The 15,477-nt window shown below is 66.3% G+C and carries 11 protein-coding genes, 1 tRNA gene, 1 pseudogene and 3 CRISPR repeat arrays; of the genes and pseudogenes, 10 read left to right on the top strand and 3 right to left on the bottom strand.

Annotation, left to right across the window (positions count from 1 at the left end; translation table 11 throughout):
- Window positions 1-197 (top strand): hypothetical protein (locus AB0M08_RS30745; protein ID WP_364500694.1); only part of this gene is annotated, 197 nt, incomplete at its 5' end.
- A 72-nt stretch (window positions 198-269) separates the two neighbouring features.
- On the opposite strand, the gene AB0M08_RS30740 is transcribed toward AB0M08_RS30745, so the two are convergent.
- Window positions 270-617: a hypothetical protein gene (locus tag AB0M08_RS30740; RefSeq protein ID WP_364500691.1), complete on the bottom strand. Its 348-nt coding sequence runs from the start codon at window positions 615-617 to the stop codon at window positions 270-272.
- A gap of 87 nt (window positions 618-704) precedes the next feature.
- On the opposite strand from AB0M08_RS30740, the gene AB0M08_RS30735 reads away from it, so the two are divergent.
- From AB0M08_RS30735 to cas2, 6 genes and pseudogenes are all read left to right on the top strand, one after another.
- Window positions 705-2,969: a CRISPR-associated endonuclease Cas3'' gene (locus tag AB0M08_RS30735; protein WP_364500689.1), complete on the top strand. Its 2,265-nt coding sequence runs from the start codon at window positions 705-707 to the stop codon at window positions 2,967-2,969.
- 252 nt (window positions 2,970-3,221) lie between these two features.
- Entirely contained in the window at window positions 3,222-3,893 is a 672-nt protein-coding gene (gene cas5c / locus AB0M08_RS30730; RefSeq protein WP_364500702.1) for a type I-C CRISPR-associated protein Cas5c, read from the top strand.
- Window positions 3,893-5,755, top strand: a complete 1,863-nt coding sequence (locus AB0M08_RS30725; protein WP_364500686.1) for a type I-C CRISPR-associated protein Cas8c/Csd1 — start codon at window positions 3,893-3,895, stop codon at window positions 5,753-5,755. Before cas5c ends, AB0M08_RS30725 begins: the two co-directional genes overlap by 1 nt.
- Window positions 5,752-6,648, top strand: a complete 897-nt coding sequence (cas7c, locus tag AB0M08_RS30720) for a type I-C CRISPR-associated protein Cas7/Csd2 (RefSeq protein ID WP_364500684.1) — start codon at window positions 5,752-5,754, stop codon at window positions 6,646-6,648. The genes AB0M08_RS30725 and cas7c overlap by 4 nt, the downstream gene beginning before the upstream one ends.
- Window positions 6,649-6,686: 38 nt before the next feature.
- Window positions 6,687-7,594: a CRISPR direct-repeat array (repeat unit 23 nt; unit sequence CCGCCGTCGGCGAGGATCTCAAC).
- Between the two features lie 408 nt (window positions 7,595-8,002).
- A pseudogene (cas1, locus tag AB0M08_RS30715) lies at window positions 8,003-8,623 on the top strand (CRISPR-associated endonuclease Cas1); the annotation flags it as partial.
- A complete protein-coding gene (gene cas2, locus AB0M08_RS30710) occupies window positions 8,608-8,913 on the top strand; it encodes a CRISPR-associated endonuclease Cas2 (RefSeq protein WP_364500681.1) in 306 nt (101 codons plus the stop codon). The pseudogene cas1 and the gene cas2, both read left to right, overlap by 16 nt.
- Window positions 8,914-9,049: 136 nt before the next feature.
- Window positions 9,050-10,194: a CRISPR direct-repeat array (repeat unit 37 nt; unit sequence CCAGCACCGGCGGTCCGCCGTCGGCGAGGATCTCAAC).
- 529 nt (window positions 10,195-10,723) lie between these two features.
- On the opposite strand, the gene AB0M08_RS30705 is transcribed toward cas2, so the two are convergent.
- Both AB0M08_RS30705 and AB0M08_RS30700 read right to left on the bottom strand, forming a co-directional pair.
- Window positions 10,724-11,932 (bottom strand): hypothetical protein, encoded by a 1,209-nt coding sequence (locus tag AB0M08_RS30705; RefSeq protein WP_364500679.1) that lies wholly within the window; start codon window positions 11,930-11,932, stop codon window positions 10,724-10,726.
- A gap of 82 nt (window positions 11,933-12,014) precedes the next feature.
- Window positions 12,015-12,461 (bottom strand): hypothetical protein, encoded by a 447-nt coding sequence (locus AB0M08_RS30700; protein ID WP_364500677.1) that lies wholly within the window; start codon window positions 12,459-12,461, stop codon window positions 12,015-12,017.
- A 324-nt stretch (window positions 12,462-12,785) separates the two neighbouring features.
- Here AB0M08_RS30700 and AB0M08_RS30695 point away from each other — a divergent pair, with 324 nt between their 5' ends.
- The 3 genes from AB0M08_RS30695 to AB0M08_RS30685 all read left to right on the top strand — a co-directional run bounded on the left by AB0M08_RS30695 (window position 12,786) and on the right by AB0M08_RS30685 (window position 15,327).
- Window positions 12,786-13,139 carry a transposase gene (locus AB0M08_RS30695; protein WP_364500674.1) on the top strand — a complete coding sequence of 118 codons (354 nt, stop codon included), beginning with the start codon at window positions 12,786-12,788 and terminating at the stop codon, window positions 13,137-13,139.
- A 284-nt stretch (window positions 13,140-13,423) separates the two neighbouring features.
- Window positions 13,424-14,262: direct repeats of the CRISPR family, unit length 26 nt; unit sequence GGTCCGCCGTCGGCGAGGATCTCAAC.
- Window positions 14,263-14,832: 570 nt separating this feature from the next.
- Window positions 14,833-14,905 (top strand) — tRNA-Arg (locus tag AB0M08_RS30690).
- A 101-nt stretch (window positions 14,906-15,006) separates the two neighbouring features.
- Window positions 15,007-15,327, top strand: a complete 321-nt coding sequence (locus AB0M08_RS30685; protein WP_364500671.1) for an integrase core domain-containing protein — start codon at window positions 15,007-15,009, stop codon at window positions 15,325-15,327.
- The last annotated feature ends 150 nt before the right edge of the window (window positions 15,328-15,477 follow it).

Genomic DNA, 15,477 nt, shown 5'->3' with positions numbered 1-15,477 from the left:
CGCCGTCGGCGACGATCTCCACAGGGACGGGTACCAGTACTGTCGCCAGTGCCCGCGCCCAGCGTCGGCGGTCCGTCGTCGGCGAGGATCTCAACGTCTATGAAATCGAGGATGGCGAGATCTACATCGCCAGCGTCGGGTGCCCGCCGTCACCAGGATCTCAACCAGAGCTCCTGGTGACGGTGCTTCCATCTTGACCGTTGCCGGCACCGGCGGCCCGCCGTCGGCGAGGATCTCAACGAGAAGTCGTTCAGCGACTGGCTGGCCAATCAGGTCCAGCGTCGGCGGTCCGCCGTCGGTGAGGATCTCAACATCGCGCGGTACGACAGCGACACCGAGGCAGACACGCCCAGCGCCGACGGACTGCCGTCGGCGAGGATCTCAACATCGAGACGACCACCATGTTCGCCCCCGGCGAGGACCAGCGCTGGGGGTCCGTCATCGGCGAGGATCTCAACGAGGAACGCCAAGGACTCGGCCAGGCGGACGGCTCCCAGCGCCGACGGACCGCCGTCGGCGAGGATCTCAACGCGAAGCAGGATGGCACGGACACGGTCTACAACCAGCGTCGACGGTTCGTTGTCGGCGAGGGACCTCGACGCCGCGGCGGTATCCAACCGGCCATGGAGATGATGCCTGGGCCTTTTTGTCGTACCCCCGTGCTTGAGTTCTCGCCGGAGTCATGTTGCGGGAGGAGACCTGCGGTGTGGGCGCACAGTGCTAACTCAAAGGGGAGTCGGCATTCGCTTGAGGACCATCTTCGGGGTACGGCGGTACTGGCCGGTGGGTTCGCGAAGCCGTTCGGTCTCGGTGATCTGGGGCATTGGGCGGGCCTTGCCCATGACGCAGGTAAAGCCTGGTGTGACTGGCAGCAGAAGTTGCTGCTGGTCGAGCAGTCAGGCGCTCCTGTTGGGCTTGATCACAGGTCGTTTGGTGTTCAGCTGGCCCGGTGCCACGGCTTGGAGCCCGTGGAGTGGGTGGTGGCAGGTCACCACGGCGGGTTGAGTTGTCGTAGCGAGCTTGAGCGTCTGTTCGGCGCCGATGAGCAGCATGAGGAGCGGCTGAGGTCGATTCAGTGGCCGGATGTTGAACGGCGTCTGCGGCCGGTGGTTCCGGAGTTGTTCGAACAGGTGCCAGCTCTGCCGGCGGTATTCGCGGATACCGCCGACCCGCTGGTGGCGGACTTCTACATCCGTTTCTTGTTCTCGTGCCTGGTCGATGCTGACGTGCTGGATACGCAGGCGCATCGTTGGGGTTCGGTGCCGGTCTTGGGCTCTGATCTGGACGCGTCGGTGCTGTTCGATCGGTTTATGAAGCGTCGAGCGGAGTTCCTGTCGCAGCGTCGGGCGGAGCCGATGGACCCGTGGCGGGAGCAGTTGTTCGATGCAGCGGTCACGGTGGCGGACGACAGGCGAGGCATCTTTCGGATGACCGCGCCCACTGGCGCGGCGAAGACGATCGCTGCAGCGGGCTTCGCGTTACAGCATGCGCGAAAGCATGAACTGCGTCGGGTGATCGTGGCCGTTCCCTTCATTACGGTCACCGAGCAGAACGCCGGCGTCTATCGACAGCTGCTCGACCCGGCAGGGGGTGGGATCGAGCCTGTCGTCTTGGAGCACCACAGCCACGTCGAGTTCGGTGATCCCTCGGATCCGCTGAACCGCTGGCGGCGTGCAGCGACCGAGAACTGGAGCGCACCGTTCGTCGTGACGACGACGGTTCAGCTGTTCGAGTCGCTGTTCGGGCGCAAGCCGTCGCGGATGCGCAAATTGCACCGCCTGGCTGACTCGGTGATCGTTCTGGACGAGGTCCAGGCATTGCCGCATCGGCTGCTGCCACAAGTAGCGGACGCGATCCGGATTCTTACCGAGCACTTCGGAGCTACCGTGGTGTTGTCCTCGGCGACCCAGCCGGAATTGCAACGCCTGAGTCCGCTGCGCAACCTCCCCAGCCCAGTGGAGATCACCCCGGATCCGAAGACGTTCTTCGCGGAGTGCTCGCGGGTGCGTTACCAGTGGCGGTTGTGGCCGAGACCGACGTTGGCGCAGACGGTGACCGAGGCCGTTGGGCACGCTCAAGCGCTGGTCGTGGTCAACACGGTGAAAGACGCCCGCACCGCGTTCGCCTACGCCCGGCGCGAGTTCGGCGACCGTGTAGCGGTCCGGCACCTGTCGACGGGTATGTGCGCCGCTCACCGTCAGGCCGTTCTTGACGAGGTCAAACAGCTGCTGAAGGACGATGCACCGCTCTTGCTGATCAGCACGTCGCTGGTCGAGGCGGGCGTGGACGTGGACTTTCCCGCAGTGTTCCGGGCGATCGCGCCGCCGGATGCGATGGCGCAGGCCGCCGGGCGCTGTAACCGGGGCAAGCGGCTGGGTGAGCATGGCGGCCTGGTGGTGATCTTCGACCCGGTGGACGGTGGGATGCCGCCGTCGTATAAGACGCAGATCGAGACGGCCAGCAAGTACTTCGGGCCACCGGAAACCGGCAAGGCAGACCCTGAGGATGTGGACGAGCTCGCTGACTACTTCCAGGAGCTCTACCGGAGACTGCGCGTGGAACAGCGGGGCGGGGCGAGCGAAACGATCCGCCTCAACCGGATCGTCCGGGACTTCGAAGCCGTCACTGACGGGCCGTTCCGGCGGGGCGACACGACCCGCCGAGATCGTGAGCTCGCATTCCAGATGATGCTCGACGACACCATCCCGGTCATCGTTCCCTACCGCGCAGACCCGGCACCACAGGTGATCGCGGACTGCCTGCGCCGGCTGACCGGATCGAGCCCGGACATGTCGGCACTGCGGGGGTTACAGCCGTACCTGACCACGATCCGCCGTGCCACCGCGCAGCGGCCGGAAACAGCGCGGCGGCTGACGAAGGTCGCCGGTGACCTGCACCAGTGGGACGGGGAGTACGACGACGACTACGGCATGGTTCTCGAACCCGGCGGTAACGGCCTCCTCCCCTGAAATTGGCACCGGCCACCACGGCCGAAGTCGAAACGTACTACCGGTCCGGCGCCACAGGACATAGAAGGGTCACTCTCATCGCGAGGCTCACTCGCGCTTCTCGAGCCGAGCGGGACGCATTCCGCCTCCTGTGGATCGTAACGATGTGCTGTGCCGGGTTACTGCCCGAAAGGTCCCGTGGGCTGCCGCTACCAGTAGTTCGACCGATAGCGGAGGTCTGTGTTCGAACACGACATGGAAGGAGGAAGACCGATGGCGAGTACTGGTGCGCCGAATCGTCCGTTGCCGCCTGTGGTGGTGCAGGTTCGTGGCGAGGGCGCGTTGTTCACCCGCCCGGAGCAGCGGGTGGAGCGGGTCAGCTACCCGGTGATGACACCGAGCGCTGCGGTGGGCGTCCTGGAATCAATCTATTGGCGTCCCGAGTTCCGGTGGGTGCCAGAACGGATCGAGGTCCTGCGGCCGATTCAGCAGTTCTCGATCTTCCGTAATGAGACCCATGATTTGCCGTCGCTGGCCGACGCGGTCGGCAAGGGCAAACGGATCGACACAGTCGCCAACCGGGACCAGCGCAGTGCCCTGTGCCTGCGTGACGTCGAGTACCGGATTCACGCGCAGGTCGAGCTGGCCCGGCACGCGACGAAGCCGGCCGCTGCCTACCGAGACCAGTTCCGGCGGAGGGTGACCCGCGGCTCCTGCTTCCAGCAGCCGTTCCTAGGAACGCGGGAGTTCTCCGCCGACTTCTTCGACCGCGACGATCGCGCCCCGATCACGGTGAACATGGACCTCGGTGTGATGCTGCATCGCATCCATTACGGGCCGCCCGCCCGGTTCGACTTCTTCACCGCCCAGCTCACCGCGGGCGTGCTGCACATCCCAGCACAGGGCATCCCCGGTGACGCGGCCATGGTCGCCGGAGTCGCCTGATGCTGCGCCAACTCACCCGGTTCCGGCCGGCAACCACAGATCTTGACCCCACCACCCGCCCCTACAGCCGGTACCGAAAAGCACGATGGGAACTCGACATCGACGGCCGTACCGGGCAGGCCGCCCTGATCGACCTCGCCGACAGCTCCCAGGCATCGACCAGGTTCGGCCGTGAGGTCCTGGTCCCCAACATAGGCCGAACCTCGGGTATCGCACCGTGTCTGGGCGCCGATGACCTGCAATACGTGCTCGGCTGGACCGACACGAAGACAAAACCCGAACGGGCCGAGGCCGCCCATGCCGCGTTCGTGCAACTGTGCCGACGGTGGCATGAGACCTACCCCGACGAATCCGCCGCCGCCGTCCTGGTCAATTTCTACGACCGCGGCGAGCTGCCACAGCCGGGTCCGGATCAGAAGTGGAGCTCGAAAGACCTCGTCCTGCTCGTCGTCGACGGGCAGGAGGTCACCGAGCGCGACACCTTGTGGTCGCTGTGGGAAACCATCGTGCAGGAACGAAAGAGCGGCGCCGCAGGAGCCGGCCGCCGCGGAATATGCCTGGTCTGCGGTGAACCCGGGCAACTACTCGACCGGATGCCCCAAGCCCTGCCCAAAGCCCTGGTCCCCGGCGCGGAGCAGGAAGTCGCGCTGATCTCCGCGAACCGGCGCATCCACACCTTCGACTTCACCGAAGGCCTGTCGAACTCACCCATCTGCGTCGGATGCGGCCAAGCCGCAGTAGCGAACCTGCACACCATCCTGTCCCGCGACACCTACACCTTCAGCTACCCAGGCCAGCGCACCCGGCTGGCCTGGTGGATCACCGACGGCGCCGACAGCCCAACCATCAGACTGCTCGACCGCAATCCGACCGCGATCCGTGACTACCTGCGCTCCGCCGCCGAAGGCCGCCGCAGCAAGCCCCCCAGCAGCCACGACTTCTGCTCCATGACGGTATCGGGCAACGTAGCCCGACTCGTCGTCCACCAATGGCTCGAAATGCCCCTGAACCAGGCCGAAGAACACGTGGACGCATGGCTCCAGCAGTCGTGCATCAACGGCCGCGGCCACAACGACCCCACCGGCTACCCGATCTGGCTCCTCGCCCTGTCCGCAGGCCAATGGCTACCCAACGACACCCCCAGCCAAGGCCGCTACATCCCGATGGGAGCCAAGGCAGCCGACCGCCCCGACGATCTCGCACACACCCTGCTGCACGCAGCCCTGCACGGCGACACCCTCGGCCCGCACCTGCTCGGGCACATCGTCCGCCGCATCCGCACCGACCTACACATCGACGGCCCGCGTATCGCGCTGCTAAGGGTCGCCCTGAACCGCCACCCACACCGCACCGGGGAGGGACCCACCGCCGTGCTCGACGAGAAACAAGACCACCCCGCCTACCTCTACGGCCGCCTCTTCGCCGTCCTCGAATCACTCCAACTGCGCGCGTACGGCCGCGACGACATGCCCAACACGACGTTCTTCCACCGCTACTTCGCCGGCGCGGTAGCCAACCCCCGCATCGCACACCTGCAAGGCATCCAGATGTACCCCGCCTGGCTGAAAAAGCTCGAGAACACCGGCCGCACCGACAGCAAAGAACCCGCTGCACTGGCCCACACCGACAAGGCCCGCCGTGCCGCCTACGCCTTCCGCGCCCGGCTCCACCACCTGCATGAACGTCTCAGCCAGCCGACCCGGCCACTGACCGACACCGAAAGCCAATCCTGGTTCGTCCTGGGCTACTTCCACCAGCAAGCCCACGACATCCGCATGGCCCGAGCAGGCAAAGCCCCCGAAGTCCCGACCGAGGCCCTGCCCACCGAACCCGACGACAACGAAGGAGAACCGCAAGCATGAAGACCGAGACCACCAACCCCGCCGTACGCCACGACGGCGTCCTGCTCTTCGACGTCGTCGACGGCAACCCGAATGGCGACCCCGACAGCGGCAACCGGCCACGCATCGACGAAGCCACCGGCCACGGCCTGGTCACCGACGTCGCCATCAAACGCAAAATCCGCGACACCATCGGCGCGACCGCCACCAACCTCGCCCTCGACACCGACCGCTACCAGATCTTCGTCGAAGCCGGCCACGCCCTCAACACCCGCACCGCCGCCTCCTACACCGCCACCGGCCTCACCCTCGGCACCAAGAAACTCACCGAACAAGACGCCAACACCGCCCGCCAATGGCTGTGCGACCGATACATCGACATCCGACTCTTCGGCGCCGTGCTGTCCACCGGCGAAACCCGCGCCCTCGGACAGATCCGCGGCCCCCTGCAATTCGGGATGGCCCGCTCAATCGACCCCATCCAACCCGTCTCGCACGCCATCACCCGCGTCACCCAGACACGCCAACAGGACATCGACGGCGGCGAGAAAACCGAGATGGGCAGCAAGTGGACCGTCCCCTACGGTCTCTACCGCGCCCAATTCCACTACTCTGCCGCCCTAGCCGGCAAAACCGGCGTCACCACCGACGACCTCACCGCCCTCTACCGCACCCTGCTGTTCATGCTCGACCACGACCGCACCGCCACCCGCGGCATCCTCACCCTGCGCAGCCTGCACGTCTTCTCCCACAGCGACGCCTTCGGTAACGCCCCCGCCCAACCACTACTCGACCGCATCAAGGTCGAACGCGTCACCGATACCGACACGCCCCGCAACTTCACCGACTACAAGATCAGTACCGACCTGGACAATCTTCCTGCCGGCGTCACCCACGACGTCCTCCATCAATAACCAGAACCATGAATTGATCGAACGCAAGCGTCGACGGTCAGCCGTCAACGAGGATCTCAACGTCGACGAAATCGAGGATGGCGAGATCTACCTCGCCAGCGCCGGATGCCCGCCGTCACCAGGATCTCAACCAGAGCTCCTGGTGACGGTGCTTCCATCTTGACCGCTGCCGGCACCGGCGGCCCGCCGTCGGCGAGGATCTCAACGCGTGCCGGTCCTGCACCGACCGGGCCGGGAGAGCGGCTCCAGCGCCGACGTCCACCATCGGCGAGGATCTCAACGGCACCGGCCCGGTGGGCTGGCCCTCGACGTCCGAGCGCCAGCGCCGACGGACCGCCGTCGGCGAGGATCTCAACAGCGTGATCGTGGCCAGTGCCTGGTAGGCGAGCTCCCCAGCGCCGGCGGTCCACCGTCGGCGAGGATCTCAACGTCCCGGAGGAGTTCGTACGCTCCACCGGGACCCTCTACCAGCGCCGACGGACCGCCGTCGGCGAGGATCTCAACACCGCGAAGTTCGGGCGGGAGCCCAACGCGCTGGCCAGCGCCGACGGACCGCCGTCGGCGAGGATCTCAACCACAGTCTTTCCGAGTCGCTCATCGGGCCTCCTGACGAGCCAGCGCCGACGGTCCGCCGTCGGCGAGGATCTCAACATGTATCTGGACCCGCACGCCGACGCGCTCGAACGGATCCAGCGCCGACGGACCGCCGTCGGCGAGGATCTCAACGGGATAGCGGGTGGTGACGGACGCGTACCGGTCGCCACCAGCGCTGACGGACCGCCGTCGGCGAGGATCTCAACCTGCACCTGACCGTGGAGAAGATCGGCCGGTACGCCAGCGTCGACGGACCGCCGTCGGCAAGGATCTCAACAAGCTGGAGGCGGTGTGAGCGGCAAGAACCTCCCTCCGCCAGCGCTGGCGGTCCGCCGTCGGCTAGGGTCTTGAATCCTCCAGACGTCGTCACCGCGGTTGCGTGAGAAGGCCGCCCGCCGAGCATCGTGATCGACGGGGAGTCGGCCGTGCGAGACACCGCGACTAGCCGCACGACGTTTCCGGCATTGATGGGCCGGATCACCCTCCAGGCATCGCCTGGCCACGAAGCCGCGCGCGTGGCACCAACGCGACCTCAATCGCGTGACTTGTCGTAGCCCGCCGCTAGGGTGAAGAAAGTCCGATGACTCGAATCTAGGCAAATCGAATAAAGGTGCATTTTTGAACTAGGGGAGTGGACGTCTGTGGCCCTCGAAGTGGTCTATGGCGAGAGCAGGGACCGAGGCGTAGCGTCAGGCCTTGCCGAGGCGCTTAAGCAGCGCATCTCAAAGCCGCAGCCGACGCCACCGGCACCCGCCAGCAAAAGTTGCGAACCACCGCGACCGCCATCGGCGACGACCTGACCGGCCTACCCGGCACCGACAACATCAACGTGATCCTCGGCATCGAAGGACAAGCCGCGAAACGGTACGTAGCCACCTGGCAGCACCTGACCGCCGCCCGCGCCGACATCAACGCACCCACACGTCGCGTCAGCCGACCACCCACCGATCCCATCAACGCCGCCCTGTCCTTCGGCTACGGAATGCTGCGCATCGCCGTCCACGGCGCCCTAGAACACGTCGGCCTCGACCCCTACATCGGCTACCTACACGGCATCCGCCCCGGCAAACCCGCGCTCGCTCTGGACCTCATGGAAGAGATGCGACACCTGATGGTCGACCGGATGGTCTTCACCGCAGTCAACCGTCGCCAGCTCCAACCCAGCCACTTCACCCAGCGCCCCGGCGGAGCCTGCGAACTCAACGAAGAAGGACGGCGAACCTACCTCACACTATGGAGCCAAGCCCGCGCCCGTACCTGGCCACACCGGCAACTCGGCCGCGAAGTCCCCGCAGGACTCCTACCTCTCCTGCAAGCCCGGCTCCTGGCACGACACCTCCGCGGCGACACCAATAACTACACCCCGTGGAATCCCGCCTGATGGAATACCTACTCACCTACGACGTCGACACCACCACACCCGAAGGACGACGCCGCCTACGCCAGGTAGCGAAAACCTGCGAAGGCTACGGCATTCGCGTCCAAAAATCCGTCTTCGAGGTCGCCTGCACCGCAGCCCAACTTCCCGCACTCAAACAGAAACTGACCGACATCATCGATCACACCTGCGACGATATCCGCCTATACCGTCTCCCCCAAGGCACCCTACAAAACGTCGAACGCCTCGGCCGAGCCGAACTCGCACCCCACCACGGCGACCACATCCTCTAAGAAATGATCTAGGAACCCCAAGCCTGACTTAAAAAGCCGGGAGGTTCCTAACCGGGAAAGTGTGCAAAACGGATAACGAGCAGATCAGCACATCAAGATCCACACCTTCTATGCACACCTTCCCTGTTCACGAAGCCCAGCACCGGCGGTCCGCCGTCGGCGAGGATCTCAACGGCTCCGAGACCCCGGCGATCACCGATACCGCCGACGGCCAGCACCGGCGGTCCGCCGTCGGCGAGGATCTCAACAGCCAGTAGCCGTGCAGCAGAAAGCCGGCCTGGGCTCCGCCAGCACCGGCGGTCCGCCGTCGGCGAGGATCTCAACTACAACACGTGCGTGGTGCACGCCGCCGAGGCGCCGACCAGCACCGGCGGTCCGCCGTCGGCGAGGATCTCAACTCGACCTTGTCTTTCAGGTCCTTCGACAGCCGCCCCAGCACCGGCGGTCCGCCGTCGGCGAGGATCTCAACCAGGAGAGGCGACGTCAGGACTCGAACCTGAAACCAGCACCGGCGGTCCGCCGTCGGCGAGGATCTCAACGCGTTCAGAAAGCTCGGCGACGTCTTCCCGATCGTCAACCAGCACCGGCGGTCCGCCGTCGGCGAGGATCTCAACACGGTGTAGTCGGGCATCAGGACTGCGCTCCGACCACCAGCACCGGCGGTCCGCCGTCGGCGAGGATCTCAACGTGCTCGGCGTGCCGACCACCACCACCGCGCTGACCCCCCCCAGCACCGGCGGTCCGCCGCCGGCGAGGATCTCAACTCCCGGTCCTCCGCCTCGACCAGACCGGCCTGCTCCAGCGCCGACAGACCGCTGTCGGCGAGGATCTCAACTTCGGTGACGGTGACGCTCCGAGCACCCTGCTGCTCGCCAGCGCTGGCGGTGCGCCGTCGGCGAGGATCTCAACGAGGTGGTCCAGCCCGAAGACCGCGCGTTGCTGGGCGCCAGCGTAGGCGGTCTGTCGTCGGCGAGGATCTCAACACGGCGAACATCAGCAGCAGCCCGAACAGCAGCGTGCCAGCGCCGACGGACGGCCGTCGGCGAGGATCTCAACATCCAGAACTTTCGGGACTGGTGGAACAACGTCTACCTGCCAGCGCCGGCGGTCTGTCGTCGGCGAGGATCTCAACACGTCACCTAACAGGGGTGCCGAAGTGACCACCGCGACCAGCGCCAGCGCTCGGCCGTCGGCGAGGATCTCAACCGTGACAAGCAGTCCATCGCGATCGCGGTCAAGGCCACCAACGCTGGCGGTCCCGTCGTCGGCGAGGATCTCAACTACGACTCGACGGCGTCCACCAACCCGCGCGCGGTGATCAGCCAGCGCCGGCGGTCCGCCGCCGGCGCCGATGGCCTGGTGGGTAGAGGCGCCGGGCGGCGTAGCGGGCGGCGGGGAGTTGCCGGTCGCTGGGCCGGGCTGCCGACGAAGGTGGTCGGCCGCGTCACCGCCAGAGGCTTCGATTCGTTGTGACCTATAAGTGGGTGGCGGGGCGGGTATGGCTGCGCGTGCTGAGCTTAGGTTGGGCTAATTCCGAGGTGCCGCCCGTCCCGCGCCCACGAAGGGGATGCTCATCGGCGTCACTCGATCGAATGTTTGGCGCCCCGACCCTGTGCGCCTTCCCGCGGCCTACATCGTCTCCGCTCGTTGTCTTGTGTAGTCGGGAACGTGCCGAGCGGCGGGACCCGCCATCCCGAGACCTCGAACTTGATCGAGTGGCGCATTCAGTGCACCCAGATGCCCTGGGGCGAGAGCCTGCGGGCCAGATGTCGTCCGGTTTCGCTGACAGGTGTCGACCACGATACGTCGGTTACCAGGCATCCGGAGTCCTCGGCGAGCGCGTGAACGAGAGCGCGCCCGAGGCCTTTCTGGCGGTGGATGGCTGCGACCCAGATGAGATCGATCGAAGGTCGGATCGTGGTGTCGTCACTGGTGTATTGGCTGTCCGGGTGGAGATCCCAGCGGCGGTGATGGTCGAGGTCGGCGGCGACCAGGTAGCCGATGACGTACTTTCCCCGCGCAGTAGGTATGCCCGCCGGTTCGTACTGCTGGGCTTCGGGTGGGTGCCGGCTTCCCAGGAGGTGAAGTCGTAGTGGTTCTCCCGTTTCGGCGCCACCGCGATTTTCGCGGCGAGCCGGCGCCACGCCAGGTTGGACTCGGTGGTGACCACGGCGACGTTGCCGAAATCCCAGGAGACGTTCCTCGGCACTCGTACGCCGAGGGACCAGAGCTGATGTTGCTCCTCGTGGCCTTCGAGGTCGAACGTGCCAAACGCGTTCTGGACCCCGCACGGGCAGTTCGAGCGCGGCCGAGCCGGTACTTCGCGGAACGCCACAGGGACGACCGTTCCGTTGTTCGGATCCCGGATGCGGTCCTCGTCCGGTCGCCATGGGCCGTCCGGCTGCCGTGCGCCGGTCCATCGGTCCGGGCGGTCCTGATATCGCTCGGGAAACACGGCCCGGCTCAGCTTTTCCGTGGCGGAGAGCTGCGGCCTAATCCATACGCCTACGGCGGTGGCTCGGCCGTTGAGGCGCAGCCCTTGGTGACGTGCCTCCAACCGAAGAAATCGTAGGAAGGTCGATGGCCGGGCGTCGAAGTCGACTCCCCGGCGCAGGAGCCGCTCCCCCGGCTCCAGCCACTGGTCGATAGGTAAGGCGAGCCTGTCGGCGATGGTCTTCAGGCCGGAGACGTCCTTGTCGACTTCGGCGATGCGCAGGGCATCGACGACCTCATCAACACATGGGTACGGCACATGCAGTGTGATGTACCTGCCGCCACCGCCCCAGGCGAAACTGCCCGTGTTCCCGTCAAGGACGAGCCGGTCGATGAACACCATCCGCAGCCGGTCTACCGTCTCCTGGAATTCGGGCGATAGCTCCCCGCTCTCGTCGTGGTGAGTGTCGACGTAGCCGTCGCGGTTGAGCGTGATGACCGCATGGCGGCGTCCAGACTGAACCTCGATCCTGCGGCTGCGCCACGAATGTGGTTCCGGATCGAGAAATACCGGGTTCTCGGCCATCGCACCCCTCCAGTCAACTCACATCCGTCGAGTGCCCCGCCGACGGCGGTGCAGGGCCAGGTGGTTTTCGAGCTGGATGAGATCAGGCCATCCAGGGATCTTTATGTTTCGACCTGAGGCGTCGCTTGCCCCCGCCGAGCGCCCCGGTGACGAGGGCGTCCCAGTCGGTGTACTGCAACCAGCTCGTACCCATGAGGTGAGTCGTCCAGCCGGCTAGGTCACGGAAGGACTGGATCCGCTTCAACTCGATGGCGTAGATGTCACCGGGCGCGCCGGGATCGCAGGCAGTATGGGTAACCCGCCATCGGGCAGGACTCGGACGCTTAGCAAGGTCGCCAGCCGAGGCCAGCTCGTCGGAGGGATGATTTGTCTCCCACGCCGTGACACCGCCCCGCACTGCTTCGATCTCACGATCGTCCACCCACAGGGTCCCCTTGCTGGGTGCAACGATCCGGTTGCACACGTCGCACACCGCTGAAAGACCCGATTCTGGCTCGACCACAACGCTCCTTGGGCCGTCGACAACCATCCATCGACGATGTTAGCCATTGCGCGCAGCTACTCGGAACTCGCTGAAAGCAGTCTCGGGGCGTATCGCATCGGCGGGACACGGTGTCTTTTGATCGGTCTACAGGGGAGCCGGTATGGCGGTGATGGTTTCGTCGATGGTCACGACTGACGGTAGGAGATGCCGCCCGCACTTCCCCTCGTTCATGGGCAGGTACATGGGGAAGAGACGCTGATGGGAACCTGCGACGTTGATCGCTGAGCACGAAGGTGCGGGTACCCAGGTGAGCCGGCCCTGGACGCCGACCGCAGGACACGACGTCAGCAGCGAAGAGGGGCAGTCTCGGTGGTTAAGATCTGGGTCGGCGTGGACATAGGCAAGGAACACCACCACATCGCCGTGATCGATGTCGGAGGCCGACTCGTCTACTCCCATCGGGTCGTCAACGACGAACGCGCTCTGCTCGCCGCGATGGCTGAGGTCTCCGCCACGGGCCGGGCGGTGTGCTGGGCCGTCAACGTCACCACCGACATAGCTAACGAGTTCGCTGTGGCATCGGAGGAGCTGCCGTCGCCACCCAGCGCCAGCGCTCCGCCGCCGGCGAGGATCTCAACCATCTGGTCGGTCGTGATGTCGAGGTGCGTGCAGTGCCAGCGTCGACGGACTGCCGTCGGCGAGGATCTCAACTCCACCCAGTAGTCGAGCCAGTCCTCGACGGTCTCCATCGCCGCCGGACCGCCGTCGGCGAGGATCTCAACCACCACGCGTCCTGGCGGGTGCACCTCGGCACGCGCCCAGCGCCGCCGGGCCGCCGTCGGCGAGGATCTCAACCTGCACCTGACCGTGGAGAAGATCGGCCGGTACGCCAGCGTCGACGGACCGCCGTCGGCGAGGATCTCAACTACCGTGATGTGCGGCTCGCGCGTGGCCTCTCGTGCACCCAGCGCCGACGGACGGCCGTCGGCGCTGGGTCTCACCAGGACGGTCCGCCGTCGGCGAGGATCTCAACGCGATGTTCAACCGGGTCGCCTACTCGGTCACCGCCAGCGCCGGCGGTCCGTCGTGGGCGAGGATCTCAACGCGTTCGGCGCACTGGACCGGCTCGGTTCGCAGGTGGCCAGCGCCGGTGGTCCGCCGTCGGCGAGGATCTCAACAACGGCCACGACTCCCTCGTCGCCGCGTCCCGGATGTCCAGCGCTGGCGGTCCGCCGTCGGCGAGGATCTCAACAGGAACACCTCGGAGGTCAGGTCCTCCGCCAGGTGCGCATCCAGCGTCGGCGGTCCGCCGTCGGCGAGGATCTCAACCATGGTTTCTGACCGGGACGGACGTGTCGGTGAAACCGCCAGCGTCGACGGTCCGCCGTCGGCGAGGATCTCAACTTTGTCATGCGCGGATCCGGTTGTGTGTTTTGCCGGGCCAGCGCCGGTGGTCCGCCGTCGGCGAGGATCTCAACCAGCAGGCCCCCGGCCTGGTCGGCACCGTCCTCAAGACCAGCGTCGGTGGTCCGCCGTCGGCGAGGATCTCAACGCCATCGGCCACCGCGCCTGCTCCAGCTTGCGCAGACGGCCAGCGCCAGCGGTCCGCCGTCAGCGAGGATCTCAACCATGCCCGCACGCTCGACCCAGCCGACGGCGACCCCCAGCGCCAGCGGTCCGCCGTCGGCGAGGATCTCAACGTATGAGGCACGCGACGCGGTGTGGCAGGACCTGACCCGCGCCGACGGAACGCCGTCGGCGCGGATCTCAACGTCGGCCAGGGCCACGTCGACCAGCACGTCCTCGGTGCCAGCGCCGGCGGTCCGCCGTTGGCGAGGATCTCACCTTGTTGTGGCGGCGCATCTGCTCCAGCAGGATGACTGCGTCATCGTAGTGGCGAGCCGACATGGCCTCCTGCCCGATGGAGATCTTGGCCAGCGCTATCGGAACGCGCCGAGCGCGGGGCGGGCTTCGCGCCGACGGGCTCCGCCGCGCCATCCGCACGCGGAGCGCCGCGGCCCCGAGGCGTGGCCGACCGCAACTTTCACGATCCTGCCGCGCCGCCTCGAGAGGTGTCTTCGGGGCCGCCCGGCCCCGCGCCCCGCGTTCGGCACTGGTGATGGGTAGGAACGGCCAGTCTGACTGCCCGGGCAGGCTGAAGTTCCGATGTCGACCTTCGCCTTGCGTGCTCCAGAAATGCTCGGGGAGTCGTGGTCACCGATGAGTACTCCTGGGCAGCCGTGGTCACTGGTGGGCACTATCGGTCATCGTCGTGCTGCCACGTGATCCGCGTGCTCGGGATCTGCTCCATGGGTCGAACACGTGGGTCGGACGTTGTTGCTGGTTACTGGTGGGCAGTGTTGGGCACTGGTGGTCACCCGTGGTCAGCGGCGAGTCGGGTAGCATGTGCCTTCGCGCCCTCGTAGCTCAGGGGATAGAGCATCGGTTTCCTAAACCGTGTGTCGTAGGTTCGATTCCTACCGGGGGCACCGTCCTGACCTGCATATATTCAGGTAGACGCACGTATGCGGGTGGTCGCAAAACCCGCATGTGTGCTCCGTGGGTCGGTTGGTGCGACAGTTGCCAACGGATGCGCGTGCGGGCGTACGCGCCGGTCTTCCCAGACCGCTTCGCGTCCCTTGCCGACGCCCGGACCTTCATGACCGAGTTCGTGACCTGGTACAACCACGCTCACCGGCACTCCGGCATCGGACTGCACACCCCCGCCGACGTCCACCACGGCCACCACCAGGTCCGCGCCGGCCGCGAGGACACCCTCGCCGCGGCCCGCGCCGCGCATCCGGAACGGTTTGCCACCAGCCGGCCACTATCCAAGATCCTCGACCTGCCCGACCAGGTCTGGATCAACCGGCCCGACCAGCAAACCCAGCCCGAACTCCAGGCCGTTTAACTCCCGTCGGCCCCATTCCCTTGACACGTTCCGGCATTCCCGTCACCGTCACCGGCTCGACTACGACAACGAGGCGCGCGGCCTGACCGCCACCTGCCAGTCACCGAAAGAGACCGGCGACGTTGCCCTGGCCGACCTCGCCTTTCCTCC

It is taken from the genome of Actinoplanes sp. NPDC051851, from assembly GCF_040681165.1.
GTDB lineage: Bacteria > Actinomycetota > Actinomycetes > Mycobacteriales > Micromonosporaceae > Actinoplanes.
Note: the sequence above shows the minus strand (reverse complement) of the source record. Positions and strands in the feature narration are given on the sequence as shown.

What these genes read in the sequence shown, in the direction of transcription:
- AB0M08_RS30725 (WP_364500686.1), top strand. Translation starts at nt 3,893, where the DNA reads ATGCTGCGCCAACTCACCCGGTTCCGGCCGGCAACCACAGATCTTGAC.
- AB0M08_RS30685 (WP_364500671.1), top strand. Translation starts at nt 15,007, where the DNA reads ATGCGCGTGCGGGCGTACGCGCCGGTCTTCCCAGACCGCTTCGCGTCC.
- cas7c (WP_364500684.1), top strand. Translation starts at nt 5,752, where the DNA reads ATGAAGACCGAGACCACCAACCCCGCCGTACGCCACGACGGCGTCCTG.
- AB0M08_RS30705 (WP_364500679.1), bottom strand. Translation starts at nt 11,932, where the DNA reads ATGGCCGAGAACCCGGTATTTCTCGATCCGGAACCACATTCGTGGCGC.
- cas5c (WP_364500702.1), top strand. Translation starts at nt 3,222, where the DNA reads ATGGCGAGTACTGGTGCGCCGAATCGTCCGTTGCCGCCTGTGGTGGTG.
- AB0M08_RS30700 (WP_364500677.1), bottom strand. Translation starts at nt 12,461, where the DNA reads ATGGTTGTCGACGGCCCAAGGAGCGTTGTGGTCGAGCCAGAATCGGGT.